Annotated in this window: 16 protein-coding genes; 6 read left to right on the forward strand and 10 right to left on the reverse strand. The window is 61.6% G+C overall.

From position 1 onward, the window contains the following. Positions 1-742, forward strand: a 742-nt coding sequence (locus VNZ93_RS08435) for a Bug family tripartite tricarboxylate transporter substrate binding protein (protein WP_325702853.1), incomplete at its 5' end; no start/stop codon positions are given. A 1-nt stretch (position 743) separates the two neighbouring features. Continuing rightward, on the forward strand, positions 744-977 hold the full coding sequence (locus tag VNZ93_RS08440) for a tripartite tricarboxylate transporter substrate-binding protein (protein ID WP_325702856.1): 234 nt from the start codon (positions 744-746) through the stop codon (positions 975-977). Positions 978-1,119: 142 nt separating this feature from the next. On the opposite strand, the gene VNZ93_RS08445 is transcribed toward VNZ93_RS08440, so the two are convergent. Genes VNZ93_RS08445 through VNZ93_RS08470 form a run of 6 tightly spaced genes read right to left on the reverse strand, consistent with a single transcriptional unit; the run spans position 1,120 to position 5,628 of the window. Next, entirely contained in the window at positions 1,120-2,181 is a 1,062-nt protein-coding gene (locus tag VNZ93_RS08445; RefSeq protein WP_325702859.1) for an NrtA/SsuA/CpmA family ABC transporter substrate-binding protein, read from the reverse strand. A 4-nt stretch (positions 2,182-2,185) separates the two neighbouring features. Beyond that, on the reverse strand, positions 2,186-2,509 hold the full coding sequence (locus tag VNZ93_RS08450) for a hypothetical protein (RefSeq protein WP_325702862.1): 324 nt from the start codon (positions 2,507-2,509) through the stop codon (positions 2,186-2,188). A gap of 2 nt (positions 2,510-2,511) precedes the next feature. Continuing rightward, the gene (locus VNZ93_RS08455) at positions 2,512-3,270 is read right to left on the reverse strand and encodes an ABC transporter ATP-binding protein (protein WP_325702865.1); all 759 of its coding nucleotides are present in this window, start codon (positions 3,268-3,270) and stop codon (positions 2,512-2,514) included. Further along, complete coding sequence (locus VNZ93_RS08460) at positions 3,267-4,076, reverse strand: ABC transporter permease (protein WP_325702868.1); 810 nt, start codon at positions 4,074-4,076, stop codon at positions 3,267-3,269. Before VNZ93_RS08460 ends, VNZ93_RS08455 begins: the two co-directional genes overlap by 4 nt. Continuing rightward, a complete protein-coding gene (locus tag VNZ93_RS08465; RefSeq protein ID WP_325702871.1) occupies positions 4,073-4,849 on the reverse strand; it encodes an ABC transporter permease in 777 nt (258 codons plus the stop codon). The genes VNZ93_RS08460 and VNZ93_RS08465 overlap by 4 nt, the downstream gene beginning before the upstream one ends. Next, a complete protein-coding gene (locus VNZ93_RS08470) occupies positions 4,846-5,628 on the reverse strand; it encodes a FadR/GntR family transcriptional regulator (protein WP_325702874.1) in 783 nt (260 codons plus the stop codon). Before VNZ93_RS08470 ends, VNZ93_RS08465 begins: the two co-directional genes overlap by 4 nt. Positions 5,629-5,781: 153 nt before the next feature. Here VNZ93_RS08470 and VNZ93_RS08475 point away from each other — a divergent pair, with 153 nt between their 5' ends. Then, positions 5,782-6,909 (forward strand): iron-containing alcohol dehydrogenase, encoded by a 1,128-nt coding sequence (locus VNZ93_RS08475; RefSeq protein ID WP_325702877.1) that lies wholly within the window; start codon positions 5,782-5,784, stop codon positions 6,907-6,909. A 140-nt stretch (positions 6,910-7,049) separates the two neighbouring features. On the opposite strand, the gene VNZ93_RS08480 is transcribed toward VNZ93_RS08475, so the two are convergent. Next, positions 7,050-8,066 (reverse strand): tripartite tricarboxylate transporter substrate binding protein, encoded by a 1,017-nt coding sequence (locus VNZ93_RS08480; protein WP_325702880.1) that lies wholly within the window; start codon positions 8,064-8,066, stop codon positions 7,050-7,052. A gap of 58 nt (positions 8,067-8,124) precedes the next feature. Beyond that, the gene (locus VNZ93_RS08485) at positions 8,125-8,592 is read right to left on the reverse strand and encodes a DUF3237 domain-containing protein (RefSeq protein WP_325702883.1); all 468 of its coding nucleotides are present in this window, start codon (positions 8,590-8,592) and stop codon (positions 8,125-8,127) included. A gap of 277 nt (positions 8,593-8,869) precedes the next feature. Between VNZ93_RS08485 and VNZ93_RS08490 the strand changes: the two genes are divergently transcribed. After that, complete coding sequence (locus VNZ93_RS08490; protein ID WP_325702886.1) at positions 8,870-9,709, forward strand: enoyl-CoA hydratase/isomerase family protein; 840 nt, start codon at positions 8,870-8,872, stop codon at positions 9,707-9,709. 37 nt (positions 9,710-9,746) lie between these two features. Here VNZ93_RS08490 and VNZ93_RS08495 read toward each other — a convergent pair whose 3' ends face one another. Together VNZ93_RS08495 and VNZ93_RS08500 are read right to left on the reverse strand one after the other, a co-directional pair. Next, the gene (locus VNZ93_RS08495) at positions 9,747-11,528 is read right to left on the reverse strand and encodes a feruloyl-CoA synthase (RefSeq protein ID WP_325702889.1); all 1,782 of its coding nucleotides are present in this window, start codon (positions 11,526-11,528) and stop codon (positions 9,747-9,749) included. A 230-nt stretch (positions 11,529-11,758) separates the two neighbouring features. Beyond that, the gene (locus tag VNZ93_RS08500; RefSeq protein ID WP_325702892.1) at positions 11,759-11,980 is read right to left on the reverse strand and encodes an alpha/beta family hydrolase; all 222 of its coding nucleotides are present in this window, start codon (positions 11,978-11,980) and stop codon (positions 11,759-11,761) included. A 191-nt stretch (positions 11,981-12,171) separates the two neighbouring features. On the opposite strand from VNZ93_RS08500, the gene VNZ93_RS08505 reads away from it, so the two are divergent. Further along, positions 12,172-13,380: an acetyl-CoA C-acetyltransferase gene (locus tag VNZ93_RS08505; protein WP_325702895.1), complete on the forward strand. Its 1,209-nt coding sequence runs from the start codon at positions 12,172-12,174 to the stop codon at positions 13,378-13,380. Positions 13,381-13,391: 11 nt separating this feature from the next. Next, the gene (locus tag VNZ93_RS08510; RefSeq protein ID WP_325702897.1) at positions 13,392-15,509 is read left to right on the forward strand and encodes a 3-hydroxyacyl-CoA dehydrogenase NAD-binding domain-containing protein; all 2,118 of its coding nucleotides are present in this window, start codon (positions 13,392-13,394) and stop codon (positions 15,507-15,509) included. The last annotated feature ends 20 nt before the right edge of the window (positions 15,510-15,529 follow it).

Here is a 15,529-nt window from a genome sequence, read left to right on the forward strand (position 1 = left end):
GTCATTCATTCGGTGCCTTGCTTTCGGCGCTCTCCTGAGCGGCATCGCGCTTACGCATCCTGCCAATGCGCAAATCCCGGACAGTGCAAACCGTCCTGTCCGCATGCTGTATGGATTCTCGGCCGGAACCGATATCGGCGCGAGGCTTCTCTCCGAAAAGCTTGCCGAGCGGATGGGGCAGCCGGTTGTTTTCGAGAATGTCGCGGGGGCTGCCGGCAACATTGCCGCGGACCAGCTTGCGCGAGCTGAGCCAAACGGCCAGACGCTCGGGCTGATGACCGGCGCAAACATCGTCCTTCGGCCGATGCTCCATCGCTCCATCCCTTATGATCCTCACAAGGCGCTGGTCCCTATCAGCCTCGTCTGGCGCTTTCCCATTCTACTGGTCGTCGGGACCGATACGAAGGTGAAGGACTTCGGCGAACTGATCGCGCGCGCAAGGCGGGCGCCCGGCGAGCTGACCTTTGGTCATCTCGGCACCGGATCAGTGACCCACCTCGCGGGTGAGTTGCTGAAGGCTACGGCGGATATCGACATCCGTGGCGTGCCTTACCGGAGCACTTCGGCCCTCGTTTCGGACATCATCGCCGGCCGGATCGATATGGCATTCATACCGCCGTCCACCGCCATACCACTTGCGAACCAGGGCAAGATGCTCGCGCTCGCGACAACGTCTCCGAAGCGGACGCCATTCGCACCGGATTTGCCAACTATTTGCGGAGCATGGATATCCCAATTTTGATGTGGCGGTATGGTTCGGAGTCTTTGCCCCAGCCAATACGCCGCAATCGGTCGTGGATCGCCTGGGCCTGTTCTTGCGGGAGATTATCGGGACGCCGGACGTGAGAGACCGGCTGCTTCAAGTAGGTCTGGAGCCCGTGGGCGGAACGCAGGCGGAGTTCACGCAGACGATCCGTGACGAAATGCAATTGTGGAGCCGCGTCGTGGAGAAGGTCGGGATCAAGCCGGTCGATTGAAGGCCGCAGTGAGATAATCTGCCTCAACGTCAGAACGGACGATGGCCTCCGCTATTAATCGACGGTGCGGGAGCCATGAGTTATGTCACGTCGTTGAGTTGAGTTGCCGCGCACCTTCAACGGGATGCGCGGCAACCGAGGCTCAAGGCTTGAAGGCGAAGCCAGGTTTAATCGCCACATCCGCAGGAATTGGCGGCAGGTCCGAAAACAGATCCGGGTATGTGGTCATCACGTTGAGGATGAACTTGGGCTCGATGTGTTTGTTGACATCGAACACCGTCTTGATCACGCCCAGCCGTTGCAGCGTATCCTGCGCCTTCCACAGCGCACGATAGTTGTGAGCGGAAATCCGGCGGTCCACTTGCTGGACATTGTATTGCATCGCAGTCTCGGCAACGTCGAGCTTGAGGCCAGGAATCCAGCGTGTGCCAATGGCAGCAGCCTGCTTGGGATTCTTGCGCATCCACTGGTCGGCTTCCGACACCGCTGCGAGAAATTTCTCGATCGTCGGCCCGTTCTTCTCAACCCACGGCCGCAGTGCAATGTTGAAGCCGAGGTAAGAAATGACATCGCCTCCGCGGATCACCTCGATCGCGCCCGGCACATCCTTCATGGCAATCACCGGTGCCGGGTCCCAGGACACAAACGCGTCTACGCCCTTTGTCAGCAACGCCACGCTCATCTCCGGGGGCGGGGTATTGATCAGAGTCACGTCGGTCGGCGCGAGCCCGGCCTTCTCAAGCAAGCCGAGAATGTAGAGATGGTTGATCGTTCCGAACGAGGTCGCGATCTTCTTTCCTTTGAGACTCTTGAGGTCGCCCTTGACGATGCCGGAGTCCTTGCCGGCGATCAGCGCGAGTGTCGCATCAGAGCCGAGCTTGGTGGCATTGCCGCTGAAATTGCCGAAGAACACCAGATCCATGCCGCGCAGAATGGCGCCGATGGCCGGCACGCCCGCCTGCACCATATCGGTTTCGCCCGCCTGCAACGCATTGAGTGCGTCGATGCCGGTGGCATAGGGACGAGCAATCGTCACATCGAGCCCGTATTTTTCAAAGAAGCCGCGCTCGACTGCAATCGGCAACGCCAGCATGTCAACGGCATTCACCATGCCGACCTTGAGTTTTATGGGGTCCTTTGCCTGGGCCATTGCAAGGGACGGCAGCAGCAGCAAGGCGCAGAGTTGCAACATAATTCGTCGCATTCAATCATACTCCTGGTTGAAGCGGCTCGACGCGCGTGACCCAGTAAGGGCGGGCGACGCTCGTCAGGTCCGCTCGTTTCACTCCCCGAACTTCAACGGCATTTTCTTGTGTCCCAGAGACCCTGCCGTAGGTCTGGAACATTTGGACGTGAAATCGCTCCGGTGGAAACGGAAGGGTGACGACGATGTTCACCTTCTCCGGAGCGCCGGCAAAGTTTGCAAGCTTGTATGGTGCGGCGATGGTGAGCCAAAGCTGCCAGGCGAGGTAGCAGCCGGCGACCGCCAGCAGAATGCGCGCCTTTCGCGATCTGAGAGCATCGCGCAGCATGGTCAGGCCGACCGCACGAGTTGAAGCACCCGACCCGTCAGTTCCTTGAACCGTGCATCGTCGTTCAGCTCCTCCCACGAGCGCGGCCGCGGCAAATCCACTTCAATCTCTTCGAGCACGCGTCCCTTGGACAGCGCCACCACCCGGTTGGCGAGAAAGACCGCTTCCGCAACATCGTGGGTGATGAAAAGGACGGTGGGGCGCTTCTCCTGCCAGATGCGGGTCAGTTCTTCCTGCAGCGTCATGCGCGTCTGAGCGTCGACGCTTGCGAAAGGCTCGTCCATCAGCAGCACGTCTGGTTCGTTCGCCAGCGCGCGGACCACGCCGACACGCTGCTGCATACCGCCCGACAGCTCTGCGGGGTAGCGCCCAGCTGCCTCGGTCAGCTTGGCTAGTGCCAGATACTCATGCGCAATCTTTTCTCGCTGGCATTTGCCGACGCCGCGCATCTTTGGGCCAAAGGCGACGTTCTCCAGCACGGTCCTCCAGGGGAACAGCGCGAAGGATTGAAACACCACGCCGCGGTCAGGCCCAGGACCATTCACCGGCCGTCCATCGAGCAGGATCTCGCCGCCCGTGTGTGGAATGAAACCCGCGATCATGTTCAGGATCGTGGTCTTGCCGCACCCCGACGGTCCGACGATAGAGACGAACTCGCCCTGCTGCACGTTCAGCGAGACATTGTGCACGGCAGTCACGTTGGTGCCGGCATAGATGTCGAAGTATGTCTTCGACAGATTGCGGATGACCAGATTCTTCACCGCGTCACCAGCCCCCAACGTTGTCCGGTGGCCCGCTCGATAGGCGCAAGGATCCAGCCGTCGACGATGTACCAGAGAATGCCGAGGATGATCATGCCGAGCAGTATCTCAACGACCGACCCGGCTCGTCGCGCGTCGAACATGAGAAAGCCGATGCCGCTGGTGCCGACGATAATCTCGGTCGCGATCAGCGCGCGCCATCCATAGCCAAGCCCGTTGCGCAAGCCCGTAATGATGTTGGGGAGCGCGCCCGGCAACACAACTTCCCAAAGCAGGCGCGCGCGCGATGCGCCGAGGCTGAGCGCGGCGCGATGCATGTTGATCGGAATCGAACGAACACCCAGCACAGTATTGAGAACGACCGGGAAGATCACCGTGTAGACGATGATGACAGTCATGGTCGTCAGGCCGTATCCGAACCAGATGACCAGAATCGGTAGCCAGGCGATATCGCCAATCGCCTGAAAGAATAGCAGCGGCGGCCAAAGTGCCGTATGCGCTCGAGGGCTGAGCCCGACCAGGATACCGAGCGGAATGCCGAGCGCGATACCCCAGAACGTGCCGACGGCGAGGCGCACCATGCTGTCCTGAAGATACTCCGGGAGGACGCCCGTATAAACGAGATTACCGAACGAGCGCGCCACTTCTACAGGTCCCGGCAGGAACACGCTTGGAAATATCTGCAGCGCGGTGACGATCCACCAGGCCGCGATCAGGGGAATGAACGGCACGATGGAACCGATCGACGGCCAACGCGCGGTCAGGCGCACGTAATGACCCCATGTCTTGAGCAGGAATGATTTCATGCCGGCTGCACCATGCCCCATCGTTCGATGGTGGCGCGCTCTATCGGTGCGAGGAACAGCCGATCGAGCAGCAGCCACAGCACGCCGATCACGATCATGCCGAGCACGATCACTTCGGTCTTGTAGAAGTCGCGCGCCACAAAAAGCATGTAACCGAGGCCGACATTGGTGGCGATCATCTCGGCCGCAATGAGGCCGCGCCAGGCAAAGCCGAGCCCGGTCCGCACCCCGGTGACGATGTTAGGAAGTGCGCCCGGCAGCAACACCTCTGTCAACATCGCCCACGGCCCCGCACCGAGCGATGCGGCTGCATTGCGCACGTGTAGCGGAATAGTCGATACGCCAAGCAGGGTGTTGTACGTGACGATGAAGAACACGGCATTGAAGATCACGAAGGTGATGGCGCCGAAGCCGTAGCCGAACCACAGCGTCGCAATGGGAATCCACGCGATGCCAGCCAGCACCGAGAAAAACCTGAATGGCGGTGTCAGGAAGCTGGAGACGACCGGGCTGACGCCCATGGCGACGCCCAGGGGAATCGCGACCAACAGCGCGAGCACCGTGCCCACGAGAACGCGCAGCAGGCTTGCACCGATATGCTGAATCAGGCTGCCGTCCTGAATACCCTCAATGCCGGCCTGCACCACGGAGGTGATGTGAGGAAACAGGCGAGGGTTGACGTTGAAATACGGGATCAGAACCGCCCAGAGGACAATCAGCACTGCAAAAGGTGCGCAGAACCAAAGCGCTGAAGAAAGCCAGTGCCGCGTCATTGCACGTGCCTCGAATTGCGAGGGCGGCTCGTTCGGCGGTCCCGGTGATTGGCACCGACTTTTCGACGCGACAATTTGGTCTGGGTGTAGCCGAGCACCCGCTCCATGGCGCGGCGGGCCTTTTGGGCGTCCCCTTCCTCGATCGCACGAGCTGTGGCCGCGTGGTTCGGGAGATTCTCCTCGTACCAGCCATCGACGCTGTCGACGGCGACCACGAATACGGTGCTTAGAATCGTGTCGATCGCGCTTCTAAAGCCCTGCAAGACCGGATTGTGCGTGGCGTCCAGGATCGCGAGGTGAAACCCCTTGTCCGCGGCGGTTCGCGTGTCCTGATTTTCTGCGGTCTGCATCGCCTCCAGGGCTGCATTGATTCGCTGCCGATCATGCCTGGTGGCGCGCGTCGCGGCGAGCGCGGCCGCGGCCGGCTCGATGATCAGGCGAACTTCCTGCACCGCCAGCAGCAATTCGCGATCGGGTTTGTCGGGACCGACCAGCCAATTCAGCACGTCGCGATCGAGCAGGCTCCAATCGCGCCTTGGCAACACCTTGGTCCCGTGGCGCGGCCGGACGCTGACCAGCCCTTTTCCAGAAAGAGTCTTGATCGCCTCACGTACTACGCCGCGGCCGACGCCAAAGCGAGCCTCGAGATCATTCTCAGGTGGCAGAACCGTGCCGGCCGGGATGATTTCCTGAGCGATCTCACGGCCAAGCGTCGTCAGCACCGCGTGAATACGGCCCGGCTTCAAACGCTTTTCGGATTTGGCGCGCTTGGTACGCATCGATCCGTCTCGCTCCCGGCCGCCGGCTCTAATGGCTGGCTGGCACATCAAGCCTAACACCGGTCTTGTTGCCTGCGCAATCATCCGATGTTAAACATACGATGAATAATAAGATCATTGCGATGCACAATGCTGGTCGCAAGGGGAGGAACCATGGCGACCATCGGTTACCTGACAACGACACTCTTCGATTTCGGCGCCATCAAGAGTCTTCCGACCGAGCTGGAAGCTCTTGGCATTCGCCGGCCCTTGCTCGTCACCGACACTGGCGTACAAAATGCAGGCATCGCAGCTCAGGTGCTGAATCAACTCGACCTGAACAACGTAGTGACATTTGCCGGCACGCCGCCAAATCCGACAGAGGAAGCGGTGCGTGAAGGCGCGGCAGCGTATCGAGACGGCGGCTGCGACGGCGTCATTGCGCTCGGCGGCGGCTCGCCGATCGACCTTGCCAAGGGCGTGGCGTTGGCAGTCACTCACGAAGGCCCGCTCGAGCATTATGCGGCGATCCATGGCGGCGTCGGCAGGATTACCGCGAAGGTCGCGCCGGTGATCGCAATTCCAACCACGGCAGGGACTGGCAGCGAGGTCGGTCGCGGTGCTTTGCTGAACCTGACCAACGGCTCAAAGCTGGCGTTGATCAGTCCTCATTTGTTCCCGAAAAGGGCGATCTGCGATCCTGAACTCACGCTGGGGCTTCCGCCGCTGTTGACGGCCGCGACCGGCATCGATGCTCTTACCCATTGCATCGAGACGTATCTTTCGCCGCTGATCAATCCCCCGGCTGAAGCGATCGCGCTCGATGGCGCCCGGCGCGTATGGCGCTTTATCCACCGCGCTGTGAAGGACGGCGAAGATCGCGAGGCACGCTGGGAAATGATGATGGCGGCGCTGGAAGGAGGCCTTACGTTCCAGAAAGGGCTCGGCGCAGTGCATTCGCTCTCTCACGCTGCCGGCGCGTTGCGTTCGCCGACATTGCATCACGGCATGCTGAACGGCGTTTTGCTTCCGCACGTCCTGCGCTTCAACGATGGCTATGTGGGCGAAAAATACGCCGTATTACGGGATCTGTTCTCGCTCGAGAACGACGCTGATCTCCCGGAGGCCGTGGAAACTTTGCTCAAGAATCTGAAGCTGCCCATGACGCTGGGTGAAATGGGATTCCGACAGGAGCACATCGCCGCGACGGTCACGCGCGCGATGGCAGACCATTCCAATGCCACTACGCCGCGCCGCCCGTCTGCCGAAGATTTTGAGACTTTGCTTCGCGCTGCGATGTAGCTGCCCAGCAAAGAAACCTGAGCACGCCTGCGTGGTAGGCATGCGTAGCTGAACGTTTTTCGGGCGGCCGGCAGCAGCGGCGCAGGATAGGGCGGCAGTTCCGGCGAAGGCTCGCGCCACCGTCGCCGCCAGGTACTCTGCTATTGCAGGGGAATGTTAGCGGCCTTGATGACCTTGCCCCATTTCTCGATGTCGGCTGCGATCACTCTGCGGAAAGCGTCCGGACTCTCGTCGGTGATGATGTCCATGCCGTCGCGCGCAAACCCCGCTTTCACATCGTCCTGAGCCAGCGCCTTGGTCAGCGCGGCGTGAAGCTTGTTCGCCACGTGCGGGGGGATGTTCGCGGGCGCAAAAACGCCGACCCAAACGACGAGTTCGACATTCTGGATACCGGCTTCGGACATGGTCTGCACGTTGGGCATGCGCTTTTGGCGCTCGGGGGTGTCGACCGCGATCGCCTTTAGCTTGCCGCTCTCGACCAGCGGCAACGTAACCGAAGGCCCCGTCACGATGAGATCGACGTGGCCGCCAATCACATCGGTGACGACCTGCGAGGAGCCCTTGTATGGAATATGCACCAATTCGATGCCCGCGGCCTGCTTGAACAATTCGACAGCCAGATGTGCGACCGAGCCGACGCCGCCGGAGCCGAATGTGAGCGGCTTGCCTTCTTTCGCGCGTGTCTTTGCGAGCGCGACGAATTCCGGCACGTTGTTGGCGGGCAATTTCGGATTGACCAGAAACGTGTTGAACCCGCCGGAGATGATCCGCGTGATCGGCGTGAAGTCTTTGAGGGCGTCGTAAGGCAGCGCCTTATAGAGATTGGGATTAAAGGCGTGCGTACCCAGCGTGCCGGCCATCAGCGTATAACCGTCGGGCGCCGACTTGGCTACGAACTCGGCGCCAATGACGCCGGCCGCGCCGGGCTTGCTTTCGATCAGCACGGGTTGACCAAGGATTGCACCTACCGGCTCGGAGATGCGGCGCATCGCGAGGTCAGGCGGCGTACCGGGCGCGAAACCGAGGATTACCCTCACTGGCTTGTCGGGATAAGTCTGCGCCGCTGCGTAATCTGAAAAAGCTGAGACGGCAGAAAAAGCGCCGATCATTGCCGCAAGAAATCGTATGCCGCCGCACACGTTCAGAGAAAAGTCCATGTCGTTTCCTCAATGGTTTTTTCATTTCACTCAGTGGAATGTCACTCAGTGGAATTGCTTAGAGCACCTGATAATAGCGGATTTTGTTTCCCTTTTCGTCGCGTGCACCCGCTCCGATGAAAACATACTTGGTGAGCCAGTCATGCTTCCCGGGAGGCGTTTCGAAGGTGGGGGTACAGCGGAAGTAATAGAGCGATGGATCAATCACATCGCCGGGCGCAAGCTTATAGAGACGGTCCATGATGTCAGGCGGACCGTGTCGATAGCCGCGGTTCTGGATGTAGATCAGAGTGCCGTCGTCTTCCTGCATGAAATACCGCGCGTCGAAACTGAACACGCCGTCGGCGCGCACATGCGGAAACTCCCCACCGTGGTTGAGCACCTTGCCGCGCAGACGCGGACCTTCGAACACGCCTTCCAGCACCGGCACTGAAAGTCGCGCCCCGCCGCCGGGGGGATTTTCCATACGCAGCCGGGGCGCGAGTTTCAGGCGGGTCTCGAACGCGAATTCAAGGCGGGGCTCCAAGGCATTCCTCCAGCATTTATGACTGCGCACGCTGCGGCGCGCTGCGCTGAAATTATCCGCCACCATCGGCTACTGCAATCATGCGCTCATGAGTCGAAGGATGCGAGCGGCTTATACGTTGTTGGCTTTGATTTCCTGCTCGGGTGTGCCGCGCTTGTTGGTGGGACGATGCGCCTGTGCCATTGTGGTGCGATACCATTGCTTCTCGCAGCTTCTGCGGTAGCTTCATTTGTCCCCATTCAGCACTATGGGAAGACGTTTGTGATTGGGAGCTCGCGTGGGACAGATTGACGACGAATTGCGTGGGCAGGTGCTGATCGTACGGCTGTCCGGCAGCGGGGCAAACGCGATCACGCGCGACATGGCAGCGTCTCTGGAAGAGATCGCCGGGCGCGCCGGGCGGTCCCAAAACATCCGCGCCCTGCTGATAACCGGCGCCAATAGCGACGCGTTCTGTGCCGGCTCCAACATCGGCGAACTGGCTCGGTTGCGCGCAGAGGGGAAGGGGCCCGGCCCTCTGCTCGAAGTCGAAGCGCGGGCGTTTCAGGCGATCGCCGACCTCGATATCCCGACGGTCGCAGCGATCCAGGGCATAGCAATGGGCGGTGGACTGGAGCTCGCCCTGAGCTGCGATTTTATCCTTGCCGCCGAGGATGCGCGCATGTCGTTTCCCGAAATATTCCTCGGTGTCTTTCCCGCGCTCGGCGGAACAGTCCGGTTGCAGCAACGGATTGGTGAAGGCCGTGCTCGCGAATTGCTGATGCTGGGTCGTGAGATCGATGGCAAGCGAGCCCATGACTGGGGACTCGTGACGCGCAGCGTCCCCCGGGACGATGTATGGAAAGAGGCATGCGCGCTCGCCGATCGGCTCGCCGCGGCGCCTACGGGTGCCATCGCCGAAATCAAGCGATCTCTCCGGTTCGCGCGCGAGGTGTCCGAGAGAGAGGCGATCAATGCCGCGCTTGCGGCGGCGATAAGGCATTCGGATTCGCCAGAAGTTGCGGAAGGTTTACGGGCCTTTGCGGCCAAACAGAAGCCGGATTTCACCTCGATTTCGGTTCAAAAACCGGCCTCGACCACTCTGCATCCCAGTGCTGGGCGCGGTAGAGCCGAGTGAGCGGCAGCACATTGTGCCGGTAGATCATCGATGTCGCCTATTCTCCAAGATCGGGCGTAATGACATCGGGGTGACGTGGCACTGCGAACAGGCGGGCGATATCGTCTGCGCGGTTGCGCAGCACTGATTTCTGGCTCACCGCGCCCTTGTCGGTTATCTCGCCTGCCGCTGCATCCGGCGGTGTCGGGAGCAACAGCGCGCGAGCGATAAAGGTGGAGGATCCGGTCGCGCCTAAGGACAGCTCGCGAAGCGCGGCACGCACCTCGTCTCGAAGCGACTGCGCATCGCTGCGAGCATGTGAATTCGGAAAGATCAGGGCGCCGACTTCCAGTTGCCCCTCGCCGGCGATGACGACATCGGCCACGCATCCCTTGGCTGCAGTCAATAGCCGATCGCGCAAATCGGTGACATTCACCCAGGTGCCTGTCGCAAGCTTGAAATTCTCGCCAATGCGACCGTCAAAAACGAGACCCTTCGTTATGTCTTGTGGATCGATCGGGGTGAGCGCATCGCCATAGCGGTAATAGCCCTCGTCATCGAATGCCTGCGCCGTCGCGTCTGCATCGCCCCAGTAACCAGGTGTCACAGAGGGCCCCTTCAGGCGCGCGTCCAGCAAACTACCATCATCGAGGGGTATGAGCTTGAGCGTAACGCCTGACATGGGTAACCCGACCTGGCGGCCGCTCGCACCCGGCCAGTTGACGGCGAGCGCGAAGGGCGCCGTTTCCGTTGCGCCGTAGCAGGAATAGAGCGGCACGCGTCGCCCCGTCTCGACTTCGGATATCGCGTCCATTTCGCGCGCGAGCGCTTCCGGCATCGCGGAACCTGAATAGAAGAAGAATGACAGACGCGAGAAGAATTTTCGTCGCAAGCTGTGGTCGTCGCGCAGTGCCTTTGCCAGTAGACGAAAGCCCGCCGGCGCAGTGAAATACGCCGTTGGTGCGATGTCCTGAAGATTGCGGATCGTCTCCTGCATCGGCGGTCCGTCGACTGGCCGTCCGTTATCGATCCAAAGCGTGCCGAGATTGTAGAGGACCGAACCGAGGATTGAGTTGGCCCCGGACGTGTGGTGCCACGGCAACCAGGACAGGAGGACGGGCGGCTCACGGACGAATTCCGGAAACGTCTGCAGAAACATCTGCTGATTCGCCGTGGTCATGCGGTGCGTTGTGATGACCCCTTTGGGACGGCCGGTCGTGCCAGAGGTGAACAGGATCGAACGTGTGTCGTCAGGTTCAATGGCTCGGTGGGCTTTGTCGACCCAAATGGTCGGTGTCGTCTCCTCAAGTTCCGCCAGGGACAACATATTCTCCGGTGCTGCCCGGTTGGCTACAATTGAAAAGTCATTCTTGCTTATCCGCGCCAATGCGGGCGCGAAGTCGTCGTAGTTCTCGACGAAGACCATGCCCGGACGGACCACACCGATCACATGCGCGAGCTTTTCGAAGTTCGACGCCAACAGCGAATAGGCTGGCGACACCGGGCAATAAGGAATACCGACATGCGATGCGGCAAGCGCCATTAGGGCGTGCGCGATAGAGCCGGCTGAAAGGATAGCGAGCGGCCGCTCGCGCGACAGGCCGCTCTCAAGCAGCGCCTGACCGAGCGCACGGACCTTACCTTCCGCTTCGGCATAAGTGATTGCGTGCCAAACTCCGTTCTCGCCCCGTTCGCCTAGGAAGATGCGGCCCGGACACTCGGCAAGAGCTGCGTTGAACCGTTCCGTTATGACGCGCGGGTATGGTTCCAGCGGTTGCGAATTTCGCATGAGGATCGAACCGTTCTCGCCGCGTTCGACCTGGACGCTCCGTGCGCTCATCTTCGATCTCAGGTTAAAACAATTCCCAATCGCATCACCAACGCTACGATGCAATGAACGATGTTACATATTGATTTCTGTGATTCAGAGGCTTCAGGCGGTATGTACAACTCATCCAGCGCGGATTGACAGACGTGAAGGGACGATGCCCTGAAACTCAAGACCGCTCGCCGGGCATGCGAATGTCAGCGACGAAGCAGCCCGCGTCGCTCAGACAACGCGCGCCCGTTTCACGTCATGTCCGACTGATTCAAGGAGACCTGATAACATCGCGTCGCGATGTTGCGCGTCACGAGGCCGGTCGCAACCGCCTGCATGAACCGATGCGTCATGCCGGCACCGGCGCCATGTGCGAACACGTAGCAGGCGAGGGGTCTTGCGGGTTTGTCGAGCAGCGCTGAAACAGCGCCGCCGCCGGGAATTTCGATGGTGAGTGGGACGGGTTCTTTCATGGCTCGCGCGAAGTGCATTCTTCCCGGCGTAGCGGCCGATCCCGCATATAGGCCACCCAATGAGAGCCGCCGCTTGAAGTCGTCCCGCCCGTCCGATATCAATAAGCGAAACCATATTCCGAACAACGGAATGCAAGCCGGAGTGCCGCAGCGTCGATTGCTGCCCACCGGCCCCAGGGCAGGAACGCAGCATGGCCGATGCGTTGATCTATGATTCCTTGCGCACGCCGCGCGGCTCCGGCCGCGCCACGGGAAGCCTCCACACGCTTTCGCCGATTGACCTCGGCGCCACCGTTCTGAAGGCATTGGACGAGCGGACGGGCTGCACGCGCGCGACTATCGACGACATCGTGTTCGGCTGCGGCGACGCGGTAGACGACCAGGGAGCCGACATCGCACGCTCCTCGCTGCTGCGCGCCGGCTTCGATGAACGCATTTCGGGGTCCGTAGTGAGCCGCTTCTGTTCGTCCGGGCTCGATGCGGCCAATGCCGCGGCGGCGCGGGTGATGGCGGGGCAGGCGGATTGCATGATCGCGGGCGGCGTGGAGATGATGTCGCTCATCTCCATGGGCGGCACAGGCGGCCCATGGGGCAGCGACGCGGAATTCAACACGATCACGAATTTCACTCCGCTTGGGGTGGCCGCGGATCTTGTGGCGACCCTCGACGGTCACAGCCGCGAGGATGTCGATGCGTTCGCGGTCGAATCGCAGAAGCGTGCTGCACGCGCATGGGATGAGGGGCGGTTTGCGCGCTCGGTCATTTCCGTGAACGACTTCAACGGCACGCCATGCCTGTCGCGCGACGAGCATATGCGCCCCTCGACCGACATGGCGACGCTGTCGAAACTCAAGCCCGCATTCGAAACGATGGCTGTGAAGGGTGGCTTTGGTGACATCGTGCGTCATCGCTATCCGCAGGTGAACCGGCTCAACCATGTCCACACCGCCGGCAATTCTTCCGGGGTTGTCGACGGCGCGGCCGCAATGCTGATCGGTTCGCCCGCGCTCGGCAAGGAACTCGGCCTGAAGCCGCGCGCGCGGTTCGTGAGTTTCGCGACCGTCGGCTGTGAGCCGTGTCTGATGTTGACTGCGCCGGGCGAGGCGGCGCGCAAGGCGGTCGCGCGCGCCGGGCTGACGCTCGATGACGTCGATCTGTTTGAGGTGAACGAGGCCTTCGCGTCGGTGGTGCTCCATTTCATGGAGGAGACCGGCGTCTCGCATGATCGCGTCAACGTCAATGGCGGCGCGATTGCGATGGGGCATCCAATCGGCGCGACCGGCAACATCCTGATCGGCACGCTCGTGGACGAACTGGAGCGCACGGGTGCGAAGCGCGGGGTTGCCACACTCTGCGTTGGTCTTGGCATGGGCGTAGCAACGTTGATCGAGCGCGTGTGAGAAAGCGTACAATGATCCGGCAAGAGAGCCTCGGCGACGGCATCGCGCTTCTTGTGTTCGACAGCCCCGGGCCGGTCAACACGCTCGGCGCGCAGGACAATGTCGAATTTGCCGCCCTGATTGACCGTCTGCTGACCGATGACACCGTGAAGGGCATCGTTCTGACGTCGGAGAAGCGCGATTTTCTCGCGGGCGGCGATCTCGACCAGTTGCGGCGCGTCGAAACTCCGGCGGATGCCATCGCAATCGTGACGCCATTTCTGAACGCCATCCGCAAGCTCGAAACCGGCGGCAAGCCGGTGGTTGCCGCACTGAACGGCACCGCGCTCGGTGGCGGTTTCGAGCTCGCGCTCGCATGTCATAGGCGTATTGCGGCAGATGTGCCGTCCGCGCGCTTCGGTCTGCCGGAGGTCACCCTGGGGCTGATGCCGGGTGGCGGCGGCACGCAGCGCTTGCCGCGCCTGATCGGGATCGCGGCCGCAGCTCCGCTGCTGCTCGAAGGCAAGCGCCTCAAACCGGTGGAGGCGCTTGCTGCCAAGATCATCGATGCGGTGGTGCCGCCGGATGAATTGCGCGCGGCCGCGAAGGCCTGGGCGCTGGCCAATCCGAATGCTGTGCAGGCCTGGGACGTGAAGGGGTTCAGGCTGCCGGGCTTTGCGCCGCAATCGGCCGAGGGCCGGATGTTCTTCATGGGAAGTTGGACGCGGCTGCACAAACGCAGTGCCGGATGCGATCTCGCGAGCGAAGCGATCCTGCAGGTGCTGCATCATGGTCTTGAGCGTGGGCTCGATGCCGGCATTGCGATCGAGACGCGCCACTTCGCGCGACTCGCCGCATCACCCGATGCCAAGGCGAAAATCCGCACGCTGTTTGTCGGCACGACCGACGCCAAGGCGATGAAGATGCGGCCGAAGGATGTCCCGCCGTCGAAGCCCGCGCACGTTTCGGTCATCGGTGGCGGTGTGATGGGGCGCGGTATCGCTTATGTCGCAGCCCAGGCCGGAATGCAGGTCGACCTGATCGACGTGTCCGATGAGGTGGCGGCCAAGAGCCGGCAATCCATCGCCAAAAGCGCGGAGCGGGACGCCGAGCGCGGACGACTGCGCGGCGGCTCTTTTGCCGATGTCATCGCACGCATTCATGCGACGTCGTCGTATGACGGGGTCGCGACCAGCGACATTGTGGTCGAGGCGGTGTTCGAGCGCGCCGATCTGAAGCGCGAGGTCCTGAAGAAGGCGGCAGCCGTGGCGCGGCCGGGAACTCCGATCGCGAGCAATACGTCGAGCATCCCGATCTCGGAACTGGCGTCCGCCATCCCGGATGCATCCTGCATGATCGGACTGCATTTCTTCTCGCCCGTTGAACGCATGCCCCTCGTGGAGGTGGTCCGCACCGACACGACGTCGGATCAGACGCTGGCGCGCGCGCTGGATTTCCTGAAGGCCATCGACAAGACACCGGTGGTGGTGCGCGACGGTCTTGGCTTCTTCACCAGCCGCGTTGTCACGACCTATTCCAGCGAGACGATGAATCTCCTCGCGGAAGGCGTATCGCCGCAGCTGATCGACAACGCCGCAGTCAATGCCGGCTTTTCGCTTGGTCCGGTCTCGCTCTGCGACATGGTGACGATGCCGCTCCTGAAGGACATCTTTGCCTCGATGCGCGGCGACGGCAATCGTATTGCCGACCGCGGAAGCGTAGCGCGCGAAACGGTCGGCAAGCTGGCCGACGCCGGTCGCGTCGGCAAGCTTCAGGGCAACGGTGTCTATACATACGATGGCGACGCGCGCGATCCATGGGACGGTCTCGCCGCGTGTCTTGGTAGCAAGCCGTCAGCCCTGGATGAGACGACCGTGCGCGAGCGCCTGCTCTACGTTCAGTCGCTGGAGGCGATCCGCACGCTGGAGGAGGGCATCGTGGCGCGGCCGATCGATGCCGATCTCGCCGCTGTACTCGGCTGGGGATATCCTGCGCATCTCGGCGGTGTGTTCGCATATGTCGATCGCGTCGGCGCGGCGGAATTCGCGCGCAAGTCGCAGGATTATGCTGATCGCTTCGGCGGGCGGTTCGCGCCGCCGGCCATGTTGCTCGACATGGCCAGGGACAATCGCAAATTCCACGAATTGTGAGCGCCGGCGCCACGTCGCGC

Origin of the sequence: Pseudorhodoplanes sp., assembly GCF_035565795.1 — a bacterium.
Classification (GTDB): Bacteria; Pseudomonadota; Alphaproteobacteria; order Rhizobiales; family Xanthobacteraceae; genus Pseudorhodoplanes.